Origin of the sequence: Spiroplasma endosymbiont of Seladonia tumulorum, assembly GCF_964020235.1 — a bacterium.
Lineage (GTDB): Bacteria > Bacillota_I > Bacilli_A > Mycoplasmatales > Mycoplasmataceae > Spiroplasma.
Genome location: NZ_OZ026545.1, coordinates 1,640,691 through 1,661,712 on the forward strand (window position 1 = coordinate 1,640,691; position 21,022 = coordinate 1,661,712).

The 21,022-nt window shown below is 30.7% G+C and carries 26 protein-coding genes and 2 tRNA genes; 27 read left to right on the forward strand and 1 reads right to left on the reverse strand.

The genetic code is table 4. From position 1 onward, the window contains the following. Positions 1-60 precede the first annotated feature (60 nt). The 13 genes from AACL22_RS10440 to AACL22_RS10500 all read left to right on the forward strand — a co-directional run bounded on the left by AACL22_RS10440 (position 61) and on the right by AACL22_RS10500 (position 12,987). A complete protein-coding gene (locus AACL22_RS10440; protein ID WP_338991979.1) occupies positions 61-3,063 on the forward strand; it encodes a DNA translocase FtsK in 3,003 nt (1,000 codons plus the stop codon). 159 nt (positions 3,064-3,222) lie between these two features. Beyond that, positions 3,223-4,089 (forward strand): energy-coupling factor transporter ATPase, encoded by an 867-nt coding sequence (locus AACL22_RS10445; protein ID WP_338991981.1) that lies wholly within the window; start codon positions 3,223-3,225, stop codon positions 4,087-4,089. After that, the gene (locus AACL22_RS10450) at positions 4,077-4,994 is read left to right on the forward strand and encodes an energy-coupling factor transporter ATPase (protein WP_338991982.1); all 918 of its coding nucleotides are present in this window, start codon (positions 4,077-4,079) and stop codon (positions 4,992-4,994) included. The genes AACL22_RS10445 and AACL22_RS10450 overlap by 13 nt, the downstream gene beginning before the upstream one ends. Positions 4,995-4,999: 5 nt before the next feature. Then, positions 5,000-5,971: an energy-coupling factor transporter transmembrane component T gene (locus AACL22_RS10455; RefSeq protein WP_338991984.1), complete on the forward strand. Its 972-nt coding sequence runs from the start codon at positions 5,000-5,002 to the stop codon at positions 5,969-5,971. Continuing rightward, a complete protein-coding gene (gene truA / locus AACL22_RS10460) occupies positions 5,971-6,711 on the forward strand; it encodes a tRNA pseudouridine(38-40) synthase TruA (RefSeq protein WP_338991985.1) in 741 nt (246 codons plus the stop codon). The genes AACL22_RS10455 and truA overlap by 1 nt, the downstream gene beginning before the upstream one ends. A gap of 126 nt (positions 6,712-6,837) precedes the next feature. Beyond that, a complete protein-coding gene (locus tag AACL22_RS10465; protein WP_338991987.1) occupies positions 6,838-7,863 on the forward strand; it encodes a hypothetical protein in 1,026 nt (341 codons plus the stop codon). Positions 7,864-8,048: 185 nt separating this feature from the next. Further along, positions 8,049-8,125, forward strand: a tRNA-Ile gene (locus AACL22_RS10470). A gap of 18 nt (positions 8,126-8,143) precedes the next feature. Next, a tRNA-Ala gene (locus tag AACL22_RS10475) sits at positions 8,144-8,219 on the forward strand. A gap of 181 nt (positions 8,220-8,400) precedes the next feature. Beyond that, positions 8,401-9,291, forward strand: a complete 891-nt coding sequence (locus AACL22_RS10480; RefSeq protein ID WP_338991988.1) for a hypothetical protein — start codon at positions 8,401-8,403, stop codon at positions 9,289-9,291. 118 nt (positions 9,292-9,409) lie between these two features. After that, positions 9,410-9,862, forward strand: a complete 453-nt coding sequence (rplI, locus tag AACL22_RS10485; protein ID WP_338991990.1) for a 50S ribosomal protein L9 — start codon at positions 9,410-9,412, stop codon at positions 9,860-9,862. Between the two features lie 3 nt (positions 9,863-9,865). After that, a complete protein-coding gene (gene dnaB, locus AACL22_RS10490; protein WP_338991992.1) occupies positions 9,866-11,242 on the forward strand; it encodes a replicative DNA helicase in 1,377 nt (458 codons plus the stop codon). Positions 11,243-11,296: 54 nt separating this feature from the next. Continuing rightward, a complete protein-coding gene (locus tag AACL22_RS10495) occupies positions 11,297-12,517 on the forward strand; it encodes a lipoprotein (protein WP_338991993.1) in 1,221 nt (406 codons plus the stop codon). Continuing rightward, the gene (locus AACL22_RS10500) at positions 12,517-12,987 is read left to right on the forward strand and encodes a 23S rRNA (pseudouridine(1915)-N(3))-methyltransferase RlmH (protein ID WP_338991995.1); all 471 of its coding nucleotides are present in this window, start codon (positions 12,517-12,519) and stop codon (positions 12,985-12,987) included. The genes AACL22_RS10495 and AACL22_RS10500 overlap by 1 nt, the downstream gene beginning before the upstream one ends. Positions 12,988-13,050: 63 nt before the next feature. On the opposite strand, the gene AACL22_RS10505 is transcribed toward AACL22_RS10500, so the two are convergent. Next, positions 13,051-13,272, reverse strand: coding sequence for a hypothetical protein (locus AACL22_RS10505; RefSeq protein WP_338991996.1), 222 nt, complete (start codon positions 13,270-13,272; stop codon positions 13,051-13,053). 289 nt (positions 13,273-13,561) lie between these two features. Here AACL22_RS10505 and rpsJ point away from each other — a divergent pair, with 289 nt between their 5' ends. From rpsJ to rplE, 14 genes are all read left to right on the forward strand, one after another. After that, positions 13,562-13,870 carry a 30S ribosomal protein S10 gene (gene rpsJ / locus AACL22_RS10510; protein WP_338991997.1) on the forward strand — a complete coding sequence of 103 codons (309 nt, stop codon included), beginning with the start codon at positions 13,562-13,564 and terminating at the stop codon, positions 13,868-13,870. Between the two features lie 64 nt (positions 13,871-13,934). Beyond that, complete coding sequence (gene rplC, locus AACL22_RS10515) at positions 13,935-14,711, forward strand: 50S ribosomal protein L3 (RefSeq protein WP_338991998.1); 777 nt, start codon at positions 13,935-13,937, stop codon at positions 14,709-14,711. A gap of 22 nt (positions 14,712-14,733) precedes the next feature. Then, a complete protein-coding gene (gene rplD, locus AACL22_RS10520; RefSeq protein ID WP_338991999.1) occupies positions 14,734-15,360 on the forward strand; it encodes a 50S ribosomal protein L4 in 627 nt (208 codons plus the stop codon). Next, positions 15,360-15,647 carry a 50S ribosomal protein L23 gene (gene rplW, locus AACL22_RS10525; RefSeq protein WP_338992000.1) on the forward strand — a complete coding sequence of 96 codons (288 nt, stop codon included), beginning with the start codon at positions 15,360-15,362 and terminating at the stop codon, positions 15,645-15,647. Before rplD ends, rplW begins: the two co-directional genes overlap by 1 nt. A 55-nt stretch (positions 15,648-15,702) precedes the next feature. After that, positions 15,703-16,539 carry a 50S ribosomal protein L2 gene (rplB, locus tag AACL22_RS10530; RefSeq protein WP_338992001.1) on the forward strand — a complete coding sequence of 279 codons (837 nt, stop codon included), beginning with the start codon at positions 15,703-15,705 and terminating at the stop codon, positions 16,537-16,539. 83 nt (positions 16,540-16,622) lie between these two features. Further along, positions 16,623-16,898, forward strand: coding sequence for a 30S ribosomal protein S19 (gene rpsS, locus AACL22_RS10535; protein WP_114564651.1), 276 nt, complete (start codon positions 16,623-16,625; stop codon positions 16,896-16,898). Between the two features lie 28 nt (positions 16,899-16,926). Continuing rightward, the gene (gene rplV, locus AACL22_RS10540; RefSeq protein WP_004028427.1) at positions 16,927-17,265 is read left to right on the forward strand and encodes a 50S ribosomal protein L22; all 339 of its coding nucleotides are present in this window, start codon (positions 16,927-16,929) and stop codon (positions 17,263-17,265) included. A 19-nt stretch (positions 17,266-17,284) separates the two neighbouring features. Continuing rightward, positions 17,285-18,043 carry a 30S ribosomal protein S3 gene (gene rpsC / locus AACL22_RS10545; protein WP_338992013.1) on the forward strand — a complete coding sequence of 253 codons (759 nt, stop codon included), beginning with the start codon at positions 17,285-17,287 and terminating at the stop codon, positions 18,041-18,043. Continuing rightward, on the forward strand, positions 18,043-18,456 hold the full coding sequence (rplP, locus tag AACL22_RS10550; protein WP_004028429.1) for a 50S ribosomal protein L16: 414 nt from the start codon (positions 18,043-18,045) through the stop codon (positions 18,454-18,456). Before rpsC ends, rplP begins: the two co-directional genes overlap by 1 nt. Positions 18,457-18,459: 3 nt before the next feature. Further along, the gene (gene rpmC, locus AACL22_RS13920) at positions 18,460-19,482 is read left to right on the forward strand and encodes a 50S ribosomal protein L29 (RefSeq protein ID WP_422397488.1); all 1,023 of its coding nucleotides are present in this window, start codon (positions 18,460-18,462) and stop codon (positions 19,480-19,482) included. Further along, on the forward strand, positions 19,466-19,726 hold the full coding sequence (gene rpsQ / locus AACL22_RS10560; protein WP_338993069.1) for a 30S ribosomal protein S17: 261 nt from the start codon (positions 19,466-19,468) through the stop codon (positions 19,724-19,726). Before rpmC ends, rpsQ begins: the two co-directional genes overlap by 17 nt. A 21-nt stretch (positions 19,727-19,747) precedes the next feature. Further along, complete coding sequence (rplN, locus tag AACL22_RS10565) at positions 19,748-20,116, forward strand: 50S ribosomal protein L14 (protein ID WP_338992017.1); 369 nt, start codon at positions 19,748-19,750, stop codon at positions 20,114-20,116. 10 nt (positions 20,117-20,126) lie between these two features. Further along, positions 20,127-20,447, forward strand: coding sequence for a 50S ribosomal protein L24 (gene rplX, locus AACL22_RS10570; RefSeq protein WP_338992019.1), 321 nt, complete (start codon positions 20,127-20,129; stop codon positions 20,445-20,447). Positions 20,448-20,466: 19 nt separating this feature from the next. Continuing rightward, positions 20,467-21,009 (forward strand): 50S ribosomal protein L5, encoded by a 543-nt coding sequence (rplE, locus tag AACL22_RS10575; protein ID WP_338992021.1) that lies wholly within the window; start codon positions 20,467-20,469, stop codon positions 21,007-21,009. The last annotated feature ends 13 nt before the right edge of the window (positions 21,010-21,022 follow it).

Consider the following 21,022-nt stretch of genomic DNA (forward strand, 5'->3'; position numbering starts at 1 on the left):
AAATGTATGGTCATATTTAAAGTAATTTCTAAATATTTAGAATTTTAGGAGGGCTGCACTATGGAAAAGAAATCTTATGATGATCAGTTATTAAATGATCAGAATGAGAAAACTGCAATCTTAAAAGTCGAAAAAAAGCAGCGTCGTAATGATTCCATCGGGTGAGTAATTGGGGCACTATTAGTGACGTTTTTTACTATTCTTGCCATAGGGCGAATTACTTTAATTGGGCAATTTATTGATGATGTTTTATTTACATTTGCATTTGGCTGGTTTAAGTATTTAATGTATTTTGTATGCTTAGTGCTAGGTTTGACAATTTTTATTGGAGTACGGATTCGATTAAAATCACGGGTAATTTGAATGGTGGTAACCTTTATCATTTTGTCCTGCTGATTGGTAAGTAGCATTTTGTTAATTTATCAATATGCTAAAGGGCAAATGGCGTATTTTGATAAAACTGTTTTTTTAGATGTTGTTAAGAATTATTTGCAACGCTGACAAGATGCATCAATTTTTAATTCTAATTTAAACCATCCGATAACATTTGTTGGTTTTAATGGTGCTTGAATTACTTTATATGCTGGAGGGGGTATGATTGGCAATCTTTTAGCTGGGATTGCTAGTTATACTACCATTTTTGGTTCATTAATTTTGTGTTTATCAGTTTTTTTATTATGAGGAAGTTGAGTCGCAACCGGAACGGCAATTGGGATGTTTTTACCAAAAAATGAACGTCAGCAACAAGGTGTACGTGTATTACGTTTATCAGCAAATCGACGTCAAAAGCAAAATATTTACCAAAATTTTAATATTCCTGATGAGGAATTATTTTCAGCTCGGCAAGTTATGCATACAACAGAAGCATCAGATATTACAATTCAAATGCCATCATATACAGCCTTACATGACCAACATTTAATTGATGATTTAATTGCCGATGATTTTGTTGGTAAGAAAAAAATGAAACAAAATTATGTTCGTTTTGATAATCAAACTAGTTCTACACCAGAATTACGAAAAGAACCTTTTAATGCAAAAGAACCTTTTAATGATTATCATTCAGGGCCTTCACAGTCACCACATTCTTCGCAATTGCCGCACCGTTCACGAATGCAATTAACACCGGATCAATATATTCAACCACGTAATCGCCGTAGTAATAATACGCTTAATAAAAAACTTGATGATTTACCAGTGTATGGTTCTTCTTATGGAAAAGATATTAATATTGATGTTGCACGCGATAAGTTGAATTCAGCAACTGATATCACGCCTTTTGGAAAAATTAATCGAGGTAGTAATTCAACAACTTTAAAGCAAACATCATTTTATGATGAACAATTACCAACAGAAGAATTTAATCCAACGCCATCAGAGCAATTTAAAACAGTTGATATTAATGAAGGAATTTATCATCGACAAAGTAATTCAGAATATCATCATCCATTAGAACCATATCAAGATGAATATTATTCGAATTATGAGCTACCATTAATGGAACAACAACATTTTGACATGCCGTATCAACCACCCCATTGTGTTATGAAACCCAAGTCAATTGAGATTAATAAAAAAAATAGTCAAACTATTTCGCGCCGAAATACTTTTAATAATCCACATTACAAATTACCAAATTTAGGTTTATTAAGTCCAAAGGAAGATAACCGTCGTAATAATGAACGAAATAAACTTGCTGCGCAAAAGAAAGCAGTGAAAATTAATCAAGTTTTTCAACAATTTAATATTGCTGCTAGTGTCCAAGGAATTAATATTGGCCCAACTATTACAAAATTTGAAGTTCAAATGCAACCAGGAGTGAAAGTTAACAAAATTATGCATTTAGAAAATGATCTAAAATATGCTTTAGCGACTCAAAATGTTCGAATTGAAGCCCCAATTCAGGGAAAGTCAGCTGTTGGAATTGAAATTGCTAATGAAATTAGTAATAAAGTAACATTACGTGAAATTATGGAACGGTTACCATTAGAAAAACAAGATCGTAAATTATTAGTTGGCATTGGTCGCAGTGTGAACGGAGAAATTATTTTTGTTGAATTAGATAAAATGCCACATTTATTAGTTGCTGGTTCAACAGGTAGTGGAAAATCTGTTTGTATTAACACCATTTTATCATCACTAATATTACGAACAAAACCATCGGAAGTTAAATTATTATTAATTGACCCAAAACAGGTTGAACTAGCTGTTTATAATAATTTACCCCATTTATTAGCGCCAGTTATTACAGATACTAAATTAGCAAATTCTGCCTTAAAAAAAATAATTGCTGAAATGGAACGTCGTTATAGTATGCTATCAGAGTGTGGAGTCCGCAATATTGAATCGTTTAATAAAAAAGTTACAGCAAAAGATCGCTTACCTTATATTGTTGTTATAATTGATGAATTAGCTGACTTAATGATGACAGCTGGAAAAGATATTGAAGATTCAATTATGCGAATTACGCAATTAGCTCGTGCTGCTGCAATTCATATGGTGATTGCAACACAACGCCCATCAACAGATGTTATTACCGGGGTAATTAAAACAAATATTCCATCGCGAATTTCTTTTTCAGTTACCTCAGCAATTGACTCTCGCACAATTTTAGACCAAGGTGGGGCTGAAAAACTAATTGGGTATGGTGATATGTTATATGCGCCTGCCGGGCAAAATATTCCAACCCGTGCGCAAGGGGCATTTATTTCTGATGATGAAATCCAACGATTAGTTGAATTTTGCTGTGCTCAACAAGAACCTGATTATGATGAAGAGTTTTTAAATATTGAAATAAATAGTGAAACAGGAAGTAGCAATGAAAACGATAATATTGATTCATTGTATCAAGAAGTTAAACGTTTTGTGATTTTAAATCAAAAAGCTTCGACATCTTTAATTCAACGAAAATTCTCAATTGGATATAATCGTGCTAGTCGTTTAATTGATGCTTTAGAAGAAAATGGGATTATTGGTCCACAAAATGGAGCAAAACCACGGGATGTCTATGTTCAAAATATTGACTTAGATGATAATTCTTTTAATGATGGCGGTTATTGATAGAGCGCAGATAATTTACAAAAAAGTAATGATTTATTGTGTATTTATAATTTTTATATATAATTAATGGTATAATTGGAAAGATAAAATTTCAATTAATATTTTTAAATATTGAGTATATAATTAAAATATTATGTAAAAAAACATTAAGGATGAAAAGAAATGGCAAAAAAAACAAAAAAAATAAATGCAAAGTTAGAGAAACTAAATGATATTTCATTAAAATTAACTGATGTTGAATTTCGCTATCGGGAAAATCATCCTAATGCTGTTGATGGAGTTAGTTTTGAAATTAACCATGGGGAATATGTTACAATCATTGGACATAATGGTAGTGGAAAATCAACAATTAGTAAAATTATTATTGGTGTTTTACGCCCACAAAAAGGGAAAATTGAAGTTTTTGGTAATGAAGTTCATTCATCAACAATTACGGGAATTCGAAAATTTTTAGGAATTGTGTTCCAAAATCCAGATAATCAATTTATTGGATCAACAGTTCGTGATGATATTGCATTTGGACTTGAAAATCGCCAAATTCCGCAAAAAGAAATGCAAGCAATTATTGATAAAGCTGCGGCAAAAGTTGGTATGAATAATTTTCTTGACCATGAACCACTAATGCTATCAGGAGGGCAAAAACAACGGGTTGCAATTGCTTCAGCATTAGCATTATCACCAGATATTATCATTTTTGATGAAGCCACAAGTATGTTAGATCCAAAAGGACGAAAAGAAATTAAACAAATTATGGTGGATTTAAAAGAATCACGCGAAAAAACAATTATTTCAATTACGCATGATATGGATGAAATTTTAAATGCTGATAAAGTGATTGTTATGAATAAAGGTCAAATGGTTAAATGTGGAAAACCACATGAAGTTTTGTATGATGAAGAGTTTTTGAAATCAATTCATTTAGATGTTCCTTTTGTTTCAAAAGTCGTTGATAGTTTACGCTTAAATGGTTTAAAAGTGAAAAATACACTAGATCTTAGAGAGTTGGTGGATGAGATATGTCAAAAGTAAAAAAACAACCTAAAATTGAAACATTACAAAATGTTGATATTACATTCACAAATGTGTCTTATGTTTATGCTCCTAAAACACCTTATGAATATACTTCCTTGCAAGATATTAATGTTGTTATTAAACCTGGGAAAATTACTGCTATTATTGGATCAACAGGAAGTGGCAAATCAACCTTAATTCAACATATCAATGGTTTATTAATTCCAACGACAGGAGTGGTTGATGCAAATGGTTTTATTATTAAAGCAAAACAAAAACGCATTAAAAATATTAAACAATTACGAAAATCAATTGGCTTAGTGTTCCAGTTTCCAGAATATCAATTATTTGAAGAAACAATTGAAAAAGATATTATGTTTGGTCCAGTTCACTTAGGTGAAAGTAAAGAAGTTGCTCGAGAAAATGCCAAAAAATACTTAGAAATGGTTGGTTTACCATTAAATTATTTAGAGCGTTCACCGTTTGATTTATCAGGAGGGCAAAAACGCCGGGTTGCGATTGCAGGAATTTTAGCGATGGAGGGTAATACTCTAATTTTAGATGAACCAACTGCTGGATTAGATCCTGAAGGTGAAGAGGATTTTATTAAGTTATTTCAACGGATTAATAAGGAACAAAATAAACGGATTATTTTAGTAACGCATAATATGGACCATGTTTTAGAAATTGCTGATGAAGTTATTGCTTTAAAAGAAGGCCGAGTTTTAAAAGTTGAATCACCATTTGAAATTTTTAAGGATAAAAATTTATTACAAGAATTATTAATTGAACCACCAAAAATTTATCATTTGATTTATCAATTGCAAGAAAAAGGTCTTGATTTAACAAATGTTAATATTCGTAATATTGACCAATTAGCAAAAAAAATTATTGAACATAAAGAACAAAAAAGAAAGGGATAAAAGAGATGCGCTTATCATTTGGACGTTATATTGCTTATAATTCCCCAATTCATCGAATGGATCCACGGGTAAAATTATTTATGTTGTTATCATTAATGATATCAATCTTTTTTTCAACTGGTTTTACCGGTTATGCCATTTTAGGAATAACAATTTTTAGTTTGTTCTTTTTAGCCAAATTACCGCCAAGGTTATTACGAGCATTACTAAAACCAATCTTATTTATGTTTATTATTTTGTTGTTAATTAATTGCTTTTTAGTTACGGATGGTTATATTGGATGACATTGAGGTGGAAAAGCAACAGCAACAGGACCTGTTGCTGCGGGAGGAAAAAGTTGATTTGCTTTTTCTGAAAAAGCTATTTTTAATGCCCTTTATATGGCATGCCGGATTTATTTAATGATTTTAATTACAACAATTTTAACGGCAACAACGCGCCCATTAGATTTAACTTTAGCGTTAGAAGATTTATTAAGTCCATTAAAACTAGTGCGCTTTCCAGTTCATATTTTATCAACAATTATTTCAATTGCCTTACGAATGATTCCAACTTTAATTGAAGAAGCGGGACGGATTATGAAAGCGCAAGCCTCACGTGGGGTTGATTTTAAAAATGGCCATTTTAAAGATAAAATTAAGTCAACAACAGCGTTAATTATTCCATTATTAGTATCAGCATTTCAAAAAGCTGAAGATTTAGCATATGCAATGGATGCTCGTGGTTATGACCCTCATGCCAAACGAACACGTTATCGTCATTATCGAATTCATTTTCCTGATGTGTTATTATTTATTTTTGGGGTTGGAATTGCTAGTATTATTATTGCTCAATCAGTAACAATGGGGCAATATGAAACTTTTTATCAAGTTTGACATTGAGATAACAATTCTAATGGATGAATATTTGGTAAAATTAAAACAGGATTTTTACAAATTCGGATTCCACATATTGATGAATTTGTTTTAGGATGATAATGTTATATTTATTATTAAGTATTGAATATGATGGTTATGATTATAGTGGCTGAGTTAAACAAAAAAATGCTCGAACAATTCAAGGTGAATTGGAAAAAGCATTTTTTGGTATTTGTCATCAAAAAATTTGAACTTTAGGAGCTAGTAAAACGGATGCTGGTGTGCACGCTTGTGATCAAAAGGTATTAGTAAAACTACCATTCCAACCACGACATTTAGCTTTTTTTATTAAAACCATTAGTCAAACTTTACCACCAAATATTAATATTAAAGGATATCAGTTTGTAGCTGAAAATTTTAGTGTTCGAACTGCAAAAGTAAAAGAATATGTTTATACAATTAATGATCAAGAGTATGTTTTTTTTAACCACCGTTATGAACTTAAAGTTAATGCACCATTAAATGTTAAAAAGTTACATCAAATTAGTCAAATTTTTGTTGGAACATACGATTTTGCTTATTTTGCAGGGGTTAAACCAACCGAGGATATTGCAACAGTACGAACAATTAACAAAATTTGGGTTAAACGAAACAAAGCAAAAAAAATTGAAATTCATTTTAGGGGGAAAAGTTTTATTCGTTATCAAATTCGCATGTTGACACAAAATATTTTAGCTTGTTATGCTGGCAAAGTTAGTTTAACTGAACTACAAACACAATTAAACTACCCGCCTAAAAAAGCAACAACAAAATATTGTGCAAAACCATATGGTTTATGTTTGAAAAAAATTAAATATTAAAATAATTTTAATTAGTATGCTTTTCTTTAAAAAATAAATATGATACTATATATTATTTTACTTTTTTATGGTACAATTTATTGTAACAGGTATGGGTAGAAAATAGGGCAAAAAGAGGTGCAAAAAATGAATAATGGTTTTTATATTTTACCAAATGAAGAAGGATATTTAGTAAAGTCACATGATACTAATAGTGAAATTGCGCTATTTAGAAGTCGTCGTGATGCAGAAGTGTTTATTAGCACTTTAACATTATCACCAACCCCTGCCTTTTCAAATAATTACTCATCAGGAACTTCAATTCCCCAATATTCATCGCAACCTCAGCAAATTATTATGCCATACCCGACCAATGGTGCTTCACCACAAGTATTTTTTATTCAACAACCAGCTCCAGCGCAACAAGTAGCCCCACCGCCATATCCATTTTATCCGATGATGCCACCAACTTCGCAAATGGGAAGAATGTGTCATGGTATGTATCCAAATTATTATGGGCAACAAAATAATCCTTATGGACCATGAGGTTGTACTTGTGGGCATAATAATTCAGATTATAATGAACATTTTGAAAGAAATCCGCACATTAAAAATAATGAAGGTTTAAAACCAGGTTGAAATAATGCCAGCAATGATTTGGATATAAAAAAAAATAATCAATTAAAAGATGATACAGTTCCTTGAACACAGAAAAATGATGAATATTCAAATAATGGGTATGAAAAACAACTAGTTCAATCGCCGGTTGAAGAATATAATCCTCAAACAGTTATTAATCAAGGCCAAAATAATCCGGTTGCAACTGATGAAATATTAGGACAACAATATAATGATGTTCCAGTTACTAATCCAGAGCCTATAATAACTCCAAATGTTTATTCAGAGGAAGTACAACAACAAAGAAATTATTCCCAACCAACCAACAATCAACCATACTATGAACAAGCTTTTGTTTCTAATCCGGTTTTTCTTAATCAACAATCAGAACAACCAGAACAATATGAGCAACCAAAACAAGTGACAAAACCAATTAATGTAGCTAATGATGATGAATTTTTTAATTTTGCTAATGAACAAGAATTTAATAACAATTCCAAAATTTCAAAAAAAAGAAACAAAACGTTTAATGAAAGAAGAATTAAAAGCAGCTAAAATGCAAACAAAATTAGAAAAACAGAATCGTAAAAAAGCAAAACGTAAAGGGGCACTTGATATTGAAGAATTAGACCCAATTGTAGAATAAAAAGCAAATTAATTTTGCTTTTTATTTTTTTTAAAATATTTTAAATTTATGGTTGTTTTTTAAATAAAATTAATGTTATAATGATCTAGGTTTTCGGGCTATAGCTCAGCTGGTTAGAGCGCACCCCTGATAAGGGTGAGGTCGATGGTTCAAGTCCATTTAGCCCGACCATTTTTTTATAAGAATTTTGGGCCCATAGCTCAGCTGGGAGAGCACCTGCCTTGCACGCAGGGGGTCGACGGTTCGATCCCGTTCGGGTCCACCATTTCAAAATAGATTTAAACAATTAATTAAAAAAGCATATTAATATTTAATATGCTTTTTTAATTGAATTTAATGGTTGCTTGTTACTATTATCCTGAATTTTTGTGAGGGAGGGTTTAATATAATGGCTTTTTTTGGTATAATATATTTAATGCAAAACAGAATATAAACAGGAGTGAAGTATGTCAATTTTTGATAAAAATGAAAACGAAAGATATGCATATTTTTTAACAAATTTTAAAGAAATCCTTGCAGATTGAGTAGTTATGATTAATAATCAATTTATTAAGTCATCATTAGATAATTCATCAACTAAATTATTTGGAATGAATGTTGATAAAGCAATTTTATTTTTTGATATTAATTTAGATGCAAATAATGAATTACATGAATTAGGAACTATTAAAGAAAGTTATAGTATTGATTTAACAAATGATTTAGATTTGAATTTAGGGAAAAAAATAAATAAGAAAAACAAAGGAAAAAATTATGATTTAATTTATAACCAAATTGATAATTTTTTTATTCAAGATTCAGAATTATTAAAATTTTGTGAATATACATTAAATATTACTAATTTATCAATGGAAACGGATGGACCAACAATTAGTGCTTTGAATAATTACAAATCAGTTGCTTTTAATAGTTATCCAACAAAAATTTATGAATTATTAGATTGATTTGGTATTGAAATTGTTGATGCATTTAATAATGGATTAAAAGTAAAACGTTTTGGTGTTAAAGACAATAGTACTGGTAGTAATAGCAAGATAAGAAGAAAACCAAGATTAATGTCAAATAAAACTTTAAAAAATATTGATAATGATGATAACAAAATTAATAAAGAAATAATTTTTACTGAGTATTTTGCAAATAATGGTAATATTAGTGCTAAGTTAATTGCTTTAAATAAGTTATTACCACTGTTAGAAGAAAAACGAGCTGAAATTAAAGATTTTAATCCTAAGTTAGAATATGATATTTTTAGTTTTTTACAACATACAAAATATCGGAATTCTTTAACATATCAAGAAAATAGCGAAGCTGAAAAACGTTTGGATAAAGTTTTTTAAAAAGCGGTGCTATCGTTATATTTATTAGATATTGCTTAAAAAGCAAAGAAAATAATTCGTTTTTTATTTATTAAAATTATTTTAAGAAGTTTTCCGTTATAATTTGTAGTAGGTGATTATGATGAAAGTTATTTTAATTAAAGATATTAAAGGAAAAGGAAAAGTTAATGATGTAATTGATGTTGCTGATGGCTATGCAAAAAATTATTTAATTAAAGAAGGTTTTGCAATTCCAACAACTTCTGCTAATTTGGCTAAATTAAATGTTGTTTTATTACAGCAAGCAGCACAAGAAGCAGCAACAAAAGATTCTTTAAAAAAATTAAAAACAGCATTAGAAGAATTAACATTGAATTTTAAATTAAAAGTTCATAATAATAAAAAATTTGGTTCTGTTTCTTTAACACAAATTGAAGATCGATTAGCAAAAGAATTTAACTTAAAAGTTGATAAAAAGAAATTTATTGATAATAATAATTTAACAAGTTTTGGGTTACATTACCTAAAAATTAAATTAGCTCCAAATATAATTGCAACATTAAAAGTGATGGTAGAAAAAAAGGAAAGTTAATTAATGGAAAACATCAATAAAACAGAATTAAATAAACTTAATGTTATTAATGATGCGGAAAAAAATGTTTTAGCAATAATTGCACACTCCATTACAGCAGCTGAAGAAGTTTTTTCAATTTTAACAGAAGAAGATTTTACTGTAATGAATTACAAAGTAATTTTCAAAACTTTACAAGAACAATTTTCAGCAAAGGTTGCTATTAATATTACAACATTAAGCAATTATATGTTAAAAAATAATATTTTAAATAAAATTGGTGGCATTGAATTTTTAACTGATTTATTTCAATCATATACAACAGATGCTAATTTATCTGAATATTTAGATATTATTATTAAAAATACAACCTCACGTCGATTAAAGGCTGTTGTTGATAGTATTAATCGTCAGATTGATGCTCATCAGCCAATTGATGAAGTTGTTAGTCACGCAGAAAAAGAAATCTTAGATGTTAAAAAGGAGCGAAAAGGGAATTTATTTAAAACTTCATATGATGAAGTTGATAAAGTACTTCAAAAAATTGAATTGTTAGAAAATTCCGGTGAAATGTTAACAGGAAGTCCAAGTGGTTTTCGTGATTTAGATCGTATGACATCAGGTTTTCAAAAAGGGGATTTTATTATTTTAGCGGCACGTCCTTCAATGGGAAAAACAGCATTAGCTTTAAATTTTGCTGTTAAATCAGCTGCTCAATCAAAAAAAGCAGTTGCTATTTTTTCAGTTGAAATGCCAGCGGAACAATTAATTCAAAGAATGCTAGGAAGTTATTCAACAGTTGATTCTGTTAAAGTTCGAACTGGTAAAGGGTTACAAACACGTGATTGAGAAAATATCACCAAGGCGGCGGATTTTTTAAAACAAACAAAATTATTTATTGATGATACACCAGGTTTGAAAGTCATTGAATTACAGTCAAAGTTAAGAAAATTATGTCGTGAAAACGAAGTTGGTTTAGTTGTTATTGATTATTTACAATTACTTAGCACTGGAACTCATTTTGGTGATTCACGTCAACAAGAAGTTTCAACAATTTCGCGGCAACTTAAAGCATTAGCACGTGAATTAGAGGTTCCGATTATTTGTTTATCCCAATTATCACGGTCAGTTGAAAAACGAGAAGACAAAAGGCCAATTATGTCTGATTTACGTGATTCAGGAGCAATTGAACAAGATGCGGATATTATTATGTTTTTATTTCGAGAAGAATATTATACTGCTCACGATTCAAATAATATGGAAGGACCAATGTTAGAAACGGAAAAAGCACAATTAATTTTATCAAAGCATCGAAATGGTCCAACTGGGAGTGTTGAATTATTATTTGTAAAAAAACACGGTTCATTTGCTGATTATGGTTTGCAAAATACAAAAATTTAGGATACTATATTAATTAGTAAAAAATAAATTAGTGTTTAAGAAAAGAGGACTATAATGCGTAAGTTATTATCAATTTTTGCAGCAACAACTTTGGTTACAACATCATCAGCATCAGTTGTTGCTTGTGGTGGTGCACCACAAGGAAATCCTATTCCTACTTTTATGTATAATGGAAATCAAAAATTTAGTCATGCTCCAACAGCAACTGGTAAATCAACAAATGGAATTGATGATGTAACACAATCAGGAAAAAATGAAAATGGTGCTCCTTATGAATACAGTTTAAAGGAAGGGCAATTGAATTTAATTAATAATGCAATTAACCCTATTTTACATGGTATAAATTTAACAAAAGATAATAGTGTAACAACTGGTAAAGGAGCAAAGTGAACTGATGAACAAATTGCAGCTGGTTTAAAAGGACAAAAGGATGAACTAATTAAAACTGCAAAAACTGATGCGCAGGATCCTCTTGATAATAGTAAAAAAATTAATCAAAAAGTATTATGAGAAGAATTTTTTAACAATTATTCAACTAGTTATGACTCATACTATAGTCAAGTTGCTTTCCTAGCAAATGAAAATAAAACAATCTTAAATAAAACAAATGATAATTTGGTTACAATGACTGGAAATGCAGAAAAGACAAAAAATAAAAATTGAGTTAAAGAACAAACTTGACCAGATGGCAAAAAAACTCCTTATACACCTTCATCATTAAAAGTATTATCACCTATAGCAACGATTCTTAAATGATTAAATGATCCAAAAAATGGCTATAATCAAGGTTATGATCAAATTGATCAAAATCGTGGATATCAATCAGCACGTTATCTTGCAATTGTTATTCCTAATGTGACAATTCGCTTTGAGTTTCAAGGAGAACATAATCGTTTTACTTTTACAGCAACAATTGATAAATTAGTAGGTTATGCAAATTATCTTGTTTACGAAAATCCAAATAGTACAAAAGATAGTTCAACTTATGGTCATCAATGATTTTTTTTAAGTTATGGTTTTTATGACTTTGAGAATTTAAAAGATGATTATCATCACTATAATTTTAATGCGATTCCAGATGCTGCTAAGATTGAACAAAATATTAAAATTGCATTAGGTTTTGTTAAAAAAAAGGATGATAAAGGAATTTTAACCGATGAGGAAGATAAGAAAGTTGGTAAACGTGGTCAATTCCCAACACCAGAAACAGATTATACTTTCCCAGCTCTAAAATGAACAATTAATGTTGATTCAATTACTGACCAATATAAATAATGGATATTAAAATTCTGGCAATTGGTTCATTAGATAAAAAGTATCTAATAATGGGCTGTGAAACTTTTTTTGAACGAATTAAGCATTATGCAAAATTAGAAATTATTGAATTAAAAGAAGTTAATAATAAGAATAAACAAGTAACAATTAATGAACAAACAGCATTAGTAATAAAAAAACTATTAGATTATTCAGAATATTATAAAGTATTATTAGCATCACAAGGTCAAATTTTAACAAGTGAACAAATTGCTGCATATATTAAGGAAGTTAAAGATTTTAAAAAAGCAAAGTTATTGTTTATTATTGGAGGCAGTCATGGTTTTAATAATAATGAATTATTGTCAAAGGTTAATTTTCAATTAAGCTTTGGAGCAATAACTTTACCACATCAATTATGCCGATTAGTATTATTAGAACAAATATATCGTAGTTTTAAAATTATTAATAATGAAAGTTATCATAAGTAATTTTAAAAAAGAACAACCAGATTATATTTTTTTGGTTTTTTCTGTAAATTGTACTATAAAGTGCTACACTTCATAGTACAATTTACAAATTTTATACATTGGATTATTTTTATCAATGATTTTCTTTTTATCTAACTGTGGTTTTTTGCTTGTTTTGCGGTAAATTTCATGGCTTCGTGATGTTTTACGTGCTAAAGTTTCAAGTTGAATTTTAACCACCTGTGCTTTATGTTCTTGAATTTTTTTATAACGCAAATCATAACCATTGTCCTTTGTTTTTTTCATATAATAGTTTTATTTTCTATTTCTTTTGCCATTTTTCTCCTTACTTTTTAACATGTAATTATTCCAATTTTATTATAATATTAATTATAAATTAGATGAAACAAAGAAGTAAAAAAAATAAAATATTTTATTTTTTTTCTTAAAAAAGACTTGCATTATTGCCTATTATCCAATAAAATAAATAAGCATGTATATTTTGTGGGAACATCTTTTGTGGTCTATCACTGATACACTGATAGGCGTTGTCAATGTTTACACAAAAAATATGAATAAATTAGGAGGAAAAGTAATGGCTCAAACTAAAATGAGAATTAAATTAAAAGGTTTTGATCACCGTGTGGTTGATCAATCAATTAAAAAAATCATTGAAGCAGCTCAAGCAGCAGGAGTAGAGGTAAAGGGACCAATCCCTTTACCAACTGATCGTAATATCATTACTATTTTAAGAGCAACTCATAAATATAAAGATTCAAGAGAACAATTTGAAATGAGAACACATAAAAGAATTATTGATATTATTAATCCTGATGGTCCAAAGGTAATTGACACTTTAAAAAGAGTGCAGTTGCCAAGTGGTGTGGAAATTGAAATGAAATAAATAACCATTCTTAAATTTAATTTATAGACAAGATATACATGACGTATTTTCAAGGAGGAAAGAAATGAAAGGAATCTTAGGACGCAAAAATGGTATGACACAAATTTTTGCTACCGATGGTAGATTAATACCAGTTACAGTAGTTGAAGTAGAACCTAATGTTGTTTTACGAGTATTAACAAAAGAACAAAATGGTTATCAAGCGCTTCAATTAGCTGTCGAAGATAAAAGAATTAGTTTGGTTTCAAAACCAGACCAAGGACAATTCAAAAAAGCGAATACAACACCTAAGCGCTTCGTTAAAGAAATCAGAAATATGGATGGTTATAATCCTGGCGATATTATTAAAGCTGATATCTTTACTGCTGGGGAATTCGTTGATGTTACAGGAACTTCAAAAGGGAAAGGATTTACCGGTTCAATTAAAAGACATAACTATTCACGGGGACCAATGGGACATGGTTCAGGTTATCACCGTGGTGTTGGGTCGATGGGAGCTATTGCCCCAAATCGGATTTTAAAATCTAAAAAAATGCCTGGACATATGGGAACCGAAAAAGTAACAATTCAAAATTTAGAAGTTATTGCAATTGATACTGAAAAAAATGCTTTATTGGTAAAAGGTTCAATTCCAGGTCCAAAAAAACAGTTTGTAGTTATTAAAGAAGCAATTAAAGGTTTAAAACCAAATACACCAACAGAACTAGTTAAAAGAACTGTTGAAACAAAAACACCAGAGCCCACAGTAAAAGAAGAAAGACCAGTTGAAGGAGTTGTTGATGCAGTAGTTGATACAACGCCAACAGCAGTCACTGATGCACCAGCATCAAAGACAGAATAGTTTTGTAGAAAGGAATTTTAAAATGAAATTACAAGTACTTGATGCGAAGGGAACAAGCGTTAAAGAAATTAGTGTAAATGATGCCATTTGAGGAATTGAGCCACATCAGCAAGCAATGTTTGATGCTGTTATTGCGCAACAAGCCGCAATGCGTCAAGGCACACACAAAACTAAGACAAGAACTGAAGTATCTGGTGGGGGAAGAAAACCTTGAAGACAAAAAGGAACTGGTCGTGCTCGCCAAGGTTCAATTAGAGCACCGCAATGAAAAGGAGGAGGGATTGTTTTTGGCCCAACTCCAGAGAAAAATTATTTAAAACATGTTAATAAAAAAGTTAGAAAATTAGCAATTAAATCTGCATTATCGCTGAAAGTTCAAGATAAAAATATTATGATAATTGATCAATTTGGAATTGACAAACCTTCAACAAAAGCAATGGTTGAAGTTTTAAATAATTTAAAAGTTAATGGTGAAAAACTATTAATTATTACCACAGAAGGTGATGAAGTTAATTTTAAATCATCACGTAATATTGAAAAGGTAAATATAATTACATCAGCTGGGATTAATATATATGATTTATTAAATGCAAACAAATTATTAGTAACAGAACAAGCAATAAAAGCAATTGAGGAGGTGTACGCATAATGCATATTACAAATGTCATAAAAAAACCAATTTTATCAGAAAAAACATATCGTAATATGGCGAATGGGGTTTATACTTTTGAAGTTGCGCGTACAGCAAATAAAGTTCAAATTAAAAAAGCTTTTGAAAAAATCTTTGAAGTAAAGGTTGAAAAAGTTAATGTTATTAATTATGACCCAAAAGAAAAGAAAATGGGAAAATTTGTTGGAAAGACAACATACACAAAACGTGCAATTATTAAATTAAAACCAGGTGAGAAATTAGATTTATTAGGAGAAGATAAATAATTCCAGGATACACTATCTGGGACTGTTTATTGGCGAAATAGGAGGATAAATAAAAATGCCAATTAAGAGTTTTAAACCAGTCACACCGAGTCGTCGTAATATGACGTCATTAGATTATTCCGTGTTGACAACTGATCGCCCGGAAAAATCATTAATTGAAACTCGGAAAAAACATGCTGGTCGTAATAACCAAGGAGTTATTACAACAAGACATAAAGGTGGCGGTCACAAAGTTAAATATCGTATTATTGACTTTAAACGTAATAAGGATAATATTATTGGAAAAATTGCAACAATTGAATATGATCCAAATCGTAATGCCTTTATTTGTTTAGTTAATTATGTTGATGGTGAAAAAAGATATATTTTAGCACCAAAAACCATCAAAGTTGGAATGCAAATTGTTAGTGGTGAAAAAACAGATATTAAAGTTGGAAACTGCATGAAATTAAAAAACATTCCAGAAGGGACTGTTCTACATAATTTAGAATTACGTCCAGGCAAAGGTGGACAATTAGCTCGTTCAGCTGGTTCATCAGTGCAATTATTAGGGAAAGATGAAGATGGTAAATATGTCACAATTCGATTAACATCAGGTGAAGTTCGTAAAGTTTTAGGAGAATGTCGAGCAACAGTTGGTGAAGTTGGAAACGAAGACTACGCCCTAGTAAATTGAGGAAAAGCAGGACGAAACCGCTGACGTGGAATTCGTCCAACTGTTCGTGGGTCAGTTATGAACCCAAATGATCACCCCCATGGTGGGGGAGAAGGTAAAGCTCCGGTTGGACGAAAAGCACCAATGACACCATGAGGTAAAAAAGCATTAGGAGTGAAAACTCGTAACAAGAAAAAAGCTTCAACTAAATTAATCGTTAGAAGACGTACTAAATAATCTTGCTAATTAGGGTCAATCCGACAAATAATAGTTGAAAGTAAAAATCAAAATTAGAGAGATTATATATAGGAGGTAAAACAATGTCACGAAGTCTGAAAAAAGGGCCATTTGTTGATAAACATTTACAAAAAAAAGTTGAAGCATTGAATACTGCGAATAAAAAAGAAGTTGTTAAAACTTGATCAAGAAGAAGCGTTATCTTCCCAGAATTTATTGGTCATACTTTTGCTGTCCACAATGGAAAAGAACATATTCCAGTTTATGTTACCGAAGATATGGTTGGTCATAAATTGGGAGAATTCTCACCAACAAGAAAATTTGGTGGACATGGCGATGATAAGAAGAAGAAAAAATAATTAAATTCAGAAAGTGAGTATTATATAAATGGATGTAAGAGCAAACTTAAGAAGTATTAGAATATCGCCACGAAAAGTAAGACTAGTTACCGATTTAATTCGGAATAAAAAAGTGGGAGACGCAATAGTTATTCTTAACAACACAAACAAAAAATCATCAGTTCCAGTTCAAAAATTAGTTAAATCAGCGGTAGCAAATGCCGTTAATAATAATGGATTGGATGCTGATCGCTTATTTATTAAAGAAATCTTCGTTAACGAAGGACCAACATTAAAACGTTTCCGTCCGCGTGCACATGGGCGAGCATATGAAATATTGAAGAGAACAAGTCACATCACAGTTACTGTTAGTGATGGACAACAATAAGAAAGGAAGATAACAAGAGATGGGTCAAAAAGTTAGTCCAACAGGATTACGCGTTGGAGTTATTAAAACGTGAGATTCAAGATGATACGCTGAAAAGCAAGAATATGTCAAATGATTGCATCAAGATATCAAGATTAGAAAAGCTCTAATGAAAGAATTAAAAGGAGCAAGTGTTTCTAAAATTGAAATTGAACGAACAAAAAAAGAAATTGTTATCTTTATTAGAACTGCTCGTGTTGGTGTTGTCTTAGGACAAGAAGGAAAAAACATCGCAAAATTAGTAAAATTAGTACATGTTACAATTGGCGATCGTAAAATAGAAGTAAAAATTAATGTTGTTGAAATTAAAAACCCAGACACTGATGCACAATTAGTGGCAAATACCATTGCTGAACAGATTGTTAATCGTGCTTCATTTAGAAGTGTTCAAAAATTAGCAATTAAAAAAGCAATGAAAGCTGGAGCACAAGGAATTAAAACTTCCGTTTCAGGACGTTTAGGTGGTGTAGATATGGCACGAACAGAAGGATATACCGAAGGAACCGTACCATTAGCAACTTTACGTAGTGATATTGATTATGCTTTAGCCGAAGCTTTAACAACCTATGGCCAAATTGGAGTTAAAGTTTGAATTTGTAAGGGAGAAATCCTAAGCAAAGAATTAGTTTCTACAAGTGATGAAAAACCAAAGTTTGAAAAACGCGACTTTAATCGTTCAAACAATAATCGTCGTGATCAAGGACCAAAATCACACCCTGCTGCTAAGGAGGCAAAATAATGTTATTACCAAAAAGAACAAAATATCGTCGTCCGCATCGTATTAAATATGAAGGAAAAGCAAAAGGAAATACGAAAGTAGATTTTGGAGAATTTGGATTAAAATCATTAGATGGAGCGTGAATTACAAACCGCCAAATTGAAGCAGCGCGGATTGCAATGACACGTTATATGAAACGTTGAGGAAAAGTTTGAATTAGAATTTTTCCTCATATGGCGAAAACAAAAAAACCATTAGAAGTTCGAATGGGTTCAGGAAAAGGTTCACCTGAAGAATGAGTAGCAGTTGTTAAAACAGGAACGGTCATGTTTGAAGTAGCAGGTGTTTCTGAAGAAACTGCCCGTGAAGCATTACGATTAGCAATGCATAAATTACCAGTAAGATGTAAGATTGTTAAAAAAGGAGAAGAGTAATAGATGAATGATTTAACCAAAAAATCAGTTGAAGAATTGAAAAAACTAGAAGAAGAATCACGTGCTGAATTATTTGCGTTACGATTCCAATCAGCAATGGGGAATTTAGAAAAACCACATCGCATTGGGGAATTAAAAAAGCAAATTGCTCATATTTTAACAATCTTATCTGCTCGTAAAAATGCTGGGGAAAACACCGCAATTAATGTTAAAGTTAATTTAAATGAAACATATGCGAAAATTGAAAAAGAATCACAAGCATTTGCAAAACAACGCAAGGCAAAAATTGAGAAAATGATGGCTGAGCAACAAGATGCTGAAGGAGAAATGCCAAGTTTAATGGATTTACCATTAAATGACGCAATGGACTTAACAGAAGAAGCTGTTGTTTCAACAATAGGAGAAGCAAATGTTCTTGATGAACAAAAAACACCAGCTGCGGCAAAGAAACCAGCCGGTGGGAAAGAATTTCCTAAGAAAAAAGTTGTTGGGGAAGAAAAACCGACAATTGGAAAAGCAGCTACATCAGCTGTGAAAAAAGCCTCAGTGGCTAAAAAAGATGTTGTACAAGAAACTAAAACTGATAAAGATGCAACATTAAAAACTTTAATTAAAGAAAAAGCTGTGGCAAAGAAACCAGCAGCAAAAAGTAAAACAACACCAAGCGACAAAACAATAGTAACTGTTAAATCAGTTACTTCGGCTAAAGCAGACATTGAAGTACCAAAAGGAACAAAAAAAGCAGAGCCAACTAAGACAACTAAAAAAACAACTGAACTTAATGCAAAAGAAAAATTAGCAGCAATTAAAAGTTCTGTTGCGATGGGTGGCACTGCAAAAGAGCGTGGTTCAGGAGTTAAAATTGATTTAGAATTAAAAACAAAAGACCCTAACGCAAAAGAATATACTTATGGTACAAATTGAAAAGAAAATCGTGATAAAATCTTAACCGCTGGTAAAACAACAAAAAAGCCGATGACAAAACAACTAAGAAAGGGACAGGGAAAAAATAATGGAAAGAAATAGTCGTAAAGTCTTACAAGGACGTGTTATTTCAGATAAAGCTGAAAAAACAATTACTGTTTTAGTTGAAACATATAAAAATCACCCCTTATATAAAAAACGTGTAAAGTATTCAAAAAAATATTTAGCACATGATGAACAAAATCAAGCCCACATTGGAGATAAAGTAAGCATTATGGAAACGCGTCCTTTATCAAAAACTAAACACTTTCGTCTAATTCAAGTTATTGAAAAAGCAATTGGTTAGTAAGAAGAGGATAATAAAAAAATGATCCAACAAGAATCAAGATTAAAAGTTGCTGATAACTCTGGGGCAAAAGAAGTGTTAGTAATTAAAAATTTGGGTGGTTCATGACGAAAGTTTACTAATATTGGGGATATCGTTGTATGTACAATTAAAAAAGCAACCCCTGGTGGAATTGTCAAAAAAGGACAAGTTGTTAAAGCGGTTATCGTGCGTACTAACCGTGGTTTAAAACGAAGTGATGGAACACAAATTCAATTTTCAGAAAATGCTGTAGTATTAATTAAAGATGATAAAAACCCACGTGGAACACGGATTTTTGGGCCAATCGCCCGGGAAGTTAAAGATGCTGGTTTTGTAAAAATTGCATCATTAGCACCAGAAGTATTATAGGAGGCTATTTATGAATAAAGTTAAATTTAAAAAAGGTGACTTAGTGAAAGTTATAGCCGGAAAACATAAAGGAACAGAAGGTCCAATCATTCGTGTCTTACGTGAAAAAAGTCGTGTGGTAATTGAAGGAATTACAAATATTAAACATGTGAAACCTTCACAAGAAAACACTGAAGGAGGAATTCAACAAGTTCTCGCTTCAGTTCATATTTCAAATGTTGCATTAATTGATCCAAAAAATAAAAAAGAAATTACTAAAATTAGTTATCAAATTGCTGATAATGGTAAAAAAGTTCGCATTGCTCGTAAGTCAAAAGCGCATTTAGCGTAGAAAGGAATAATGATTAATAATGAATGTTAATTTAGAAAAAAAATATAAGAATACAATTGTTAAAGAATTATTCAAAGAGCAAGGTTTTCAATCAATAATGCAAGTTCCTGTTGTTAAAAAAATTGTTGTTAACATGGGAGCTGGGAATACAACACAAAATAGTAAAGTAATTGAAGATATTACAAATGAATTAGCATTAATAACTGGGTTACGACCAGTTGTTACCAAAGCTAAAGGTTCAATTGCTTCCTTTAAATTACGTGAAGGAATGCCAATTGGAGCAAAAGTTACTTTACGTGGGAAAAAAATGTATCAGTTTTTAGATAAACTAATCAACATTGCTTTACCACGAGTAAGAGATTTCCGTGGGCTTAATAAAGATGCCTTTGATGGGCGCGGAAATTATACCTTAGGAATTAAAGAACAAATTATTTTCCCTGAAATTGACTATGATAAAGTTAAAAGAGTACGGGGAATGGATATTACAATTGTCACAAGTGCAACAAATGATGCTGATGCTCGAGCATTATTAAGCAAAATGGGAATGCCATTTAAAAAATAGGAGGAAAGAAGAT